The sequence below is a fragment of the Rhizobium sp. PL01 genome (genome assembly GCF_033447125.1).
In the GTDB taxonomy this organism is placed as follows: Bacteria; Pseudomonadota; Alphaproteobacteria; order Rhizobiales; family Rhizobiaceae; genus Pararhizobium.
Map to the genome: position 1 here is coordinate 1 of NZ_JAWQUM010000026.1, position 4,130 is coordinate 4,130.

Below are 4,130 nucleotides of genomic sequence, written 5' to 3' on the forward strand. Positions count from 1 at the left end.
ACAGGCCAGCCAGTGAAGGACGCCACATTTTACAAGACGGCAAGTGGTGGTGTGGACCAAACCATCATTGCAACAAGCGACAGGAAGCAAGGCATTCAAGATGAAGGGGATCATAGTCGCCGGGGGGAGTGACACGCGTTTCTGTACTCTCAAAATTGCGGTATCGAAACAGATGGTGCCAATCTACGACAGCGATGCCGTCGGCACGCTCCAACAGCATTTCTCCGACCAGCCGGAGGGTCGGTGGAGATGTGAAATGAACCAGACTGCGTGAGCGATGCTGACGGCCGAAAGCGATGGTCCTTATCGCACCCCGTCATTGTGGTCACGGCGACCAACTATCCGCAAATTTTAAGCCCGAGAAAACGTAACACGCCTCCATGTTGCTAAGCGGAGCCTTCTCTTAGCCCATTTGGGGGGCTGCGAAGGGGAGAGCGTACTTTGCGACAAAGCTCCTCTCCAAAAGGAGAGGCCGCCGGTTAGATCAAAATGGGTAGCCTATGGTGCCTCCGTTTTCGGCTACAATCCGGGATCAGGCTCTTGAGCGGTCCTCACAGTGTTCACCTGACAATTTAGCGAGAAGGGGCATGCCATGTATCGCAACGCTCGCCGCTGGGCTTCAAGCTCAATGCTCATGGATTTATTGGATCCGTTGTGGTGGTTGACCGCCAGCGGAAAGATGAGGGCGCACACGACGGCCCATGGGCGCGAGGATTCGTCTCAACGTTCTGCCCAGGCGCAAAGTGCCGATGCGAGCCGGGATGGAGCCATTGCGGATAGCCCTATCAACAGCGCAACGCTCGATGAGCCTGACATTGGGCAGAGGGAGGAAGCCTCCGGCGTCACGGACAATCAGGTCAATGTCGGCTATGCACCGGCATCGTGGACCGACGTTTTTGCAACGGATGGTGGAACGGCAACCCAAGCGAGCGCCTCTGTCGCGCGTCACGGGTTCGCTGCTGTAGCGGGTGCATCCGGCGCGACGGGTTTTGCACCTTTTATGCGCGGCGCGGGCGGTACTCTGTTCGGAACTGTATCGTTACTCAATGACGGCCACGTCCAGACGGGCCCCATGAGCCACGATCCTCTGGCGCCATTTCTGCCGCAAGACACTGCGCCGGTGGGGACAGGGTCAATCACGGTGGTGAGCGAGCGTGCGACTTCTGGCCGGGTCGTGATCCTCGGGTCGACTCCATCGACACAGGCGACAGCGTCGATTGCCGGGATTCATTCATCTCTGTTTTTTGGTATGCCTCTTGGTGTCTGCGGGTGCGGCTACTTCAACTCGCCCACGCGGATCCTGGATTGGGCCCAACAGGATGGTGTGCTTGAAGCGGGCGGCCAGTTGCCGGGCACCAGGTTGATAGACGGGCCTGATTATGTACCGACCGGCAAGGGGACAATCCGCGCCTCGATCAGCGATCCGCTTTTGGATCGTCATCTGTCCCCGCTCAGGGGCTGGAGCGGTACAGCACGGTGGTCAGATCAGGTAGCCTGGAACGGATCCTTGCCAGGCGGGGGAGAGGGCGGGACAGGAACCACGACCTCCAAGGGCATCGGCATCCTTTCCGGCTCGGTCACCAAACCCTTGGTCACGCAAAAGACAGCGACACAGAATCTGGCAGCGGCGTCGGAGACGGCCACCAACGCTGTCGTGCTGGAAAACCAGAAGCTGGGTAATCCCCAGAGCGAGTGGGGTATCGTTGGATCCGGTAGCGCCAATATCGAGGGGTTCGCGACCGACATCAGCGTCGACAACGGCAAGACGATCAGTTTCAAGATCGGTACGGATTCCACCAACTACCGGATCGATATTTACCGTCTTGGCTATTATGGCGGCATGGGCGCGCGCAAGGTGACCAGCCTGCAGCACACCGGTTTGCAGTCGCAGCCCGATCCGTTGCGCAATGCCTCGACGGGCACGGTGGATGCCGGCAACTGGGCAGTTTCCGCATCTTGGGACGTTCCCGCGGACGCTGCATCAGGCGTCTACATCGCCAAGCTCGTGCGTCAGGATGGCACTTTCGGCGAAAACCATATCCCGTTCATCGTACGCGACGATGACAGCCATAGCGACATCGTCTTCCAGACCGCAGACGAGACCTGGCAAGCCTATAACGGCTGGGGTGGCGCAAATTTCTATGGCGGCAACGGTCCGGCGACCGGTCAGGGTGCCGGTCGCGCCTATGCCGTCAGCTACAACAGACCGATCGCGACGCGCGGCGGCGTCGGCACTTTTGCCGGCCCGCAAGACTATCTGTTCGGCGCAGAGTATGCGGGCATCTATTGGCTGGAACAGAACGGCTATGATGTTTCGTACATGGCGGGTGTCGATGTCGATCGTTATGGCAGTCTGCTCCTGAACCACAAAACCTATGTTGATGCCGGGCACGATGAGTACTGGTCTGGGCAGCAGCGCGCCAATGTCGAGGCAGCCCGAGATGCGGGCGTCAACCTGCAGTTCTGGAGCGGTAACGAGGTTTACTGGCGCACCCGTTGGGGTGACAGTTACAGCAGTGACGCCACGCCCTATCGGACCCTGATCTCCTACAAGGAAACCTGGGCACCAGGCAGCAGCATCGACCCGTCCAACGAATGGACGGGCACCTTCCGGGATCCGCGCCTCAGCCCGCCCGCAATCGGCGGCGGCAGCCCGGAAAACTCGCTGACCGGCCAATTGTTTAAGGTCGACGATGTCGGCACCAATCTCCAGTCTATCACCGTGCCCTATGATGACGCTAACCTGCGCTTCTGGCGCAATACGAGCGTTGCCAATCTCCAGCCCGGCCAGACGGCAACGCTGACCAAAAACTATCTCGGGTATGAGTGGGACGAAGCACCGGATAACGGTTTCGATCCGGCCGGCCTGGTGAAATTGTCGTCGACAACGCTTCCGGTGAGCACCTACCTGCTCGACTACGGAAATACGACCGGCAACGGCGTCTCGACCCACAATCTGACGCTCTATCGCGCGCCCAGTGGTGCGCTGGTGTTCGGCGCAGGGACGGTCTATTGGACCTGGGGGCTGAGCGACAATCACGACAAGGAAGTGACGCCGACCGATCCCCGCGTGCAGCAGGCAATGGTAAACTTGTTTGCCGAAATGGGCATACAGCCGGGCACGCTGCAATCCGGGCTCGTCGCTGCGACCGCCTCGACGGACCATATTGCCCCGACCACAGTCTTTTCGGTGGCAGCCACAGCGACCGTCGGATCCTCCGTTACCGTCACAGGCACCGCCACCGACACCGGTGGCGGGGTCATCGCTGGCGTGGAGGTTTCGACCGACAATGGGGCGAGTTGGCATCCGGCGACGGGCGATGAAAACTGGACGTATACTTGGTCGCCTCAGGTCGCCGGCACCTACACTGTCCTGTCCCGCGCTGTCGATGACAGCATCAACCTCGAGACGCCTTCGGCGGGACGCACGGTTACCGTAAGCGGACAAAGCTTTACGGCCCTCTTTTTGGGCTCCACGCCAGCTGTCGTCAACACCAACGATATGGCAGCCGTTGAGCTCGGTGTCCGTTTCCAGACCTCCGTGGCAGGTACCATCAGTGGTATTCGTTTTTACAAGGGCACCCAGGACACAGGTACCCATACCGGCTCATTATGGTCGAGCACGGGCACAAAGCTCGCAACCCTCACCTTCACAAACGAGACCGCCAGCGGCTGGCAGATGGCGTATTTCTCCAGTCCGGTTTCGTTGACGCCTGGGCAGATCTACACGGCGTCTTACCACACAGATACCGGTAGTTACTCGTCAACCTCCAATTACTTTACCTCCAATGTGACGAGCGGCCCGCTGACGGCGCCAGCTGCCGGCAACGGCGTCTACCGCTATGGCAGCACCAGCCTGTTCCCCACCAGCACCTACCAGTCGGAGAATTATTGGGTCGATGTGATGTTCAATGCTGGTCCGCCCCCAGCCAACACGACACCGACGGCACTTGCCGATGTGGGGGATGCGACCGAAAAGGGGGGCACGGCCAACGGCTCGGGCGGCATGATCGCCAGCGGCAATGTGCTCGCCAATGACACCGATCCTGACGTTGGCGATACCGAGACGGTGTCTGCGGTCAGCTTCGGTGCGACATCAGGTACGCTCGGCACGGCCCTCAACGGTGCCT

The 4,130-nt window shown here is 60.0% G+C and carries 1 protein-coding gene; it reads left to right on the forward strand.

Annotation, left to right across the window (positions count from 1 at the left end):
• Positions 1–679: 679 nt before the first annotated feature.
• Positions 680–4,130, forward strand: a 3,451-nt coding sequence (locus R6X40_RS31490; RefSeq protein ID WP_412178504.1) for a N,N-dimethylformamidase beta subunit family domain-containing protein, incomplete at its 3' end; no start/stop codon positions are given.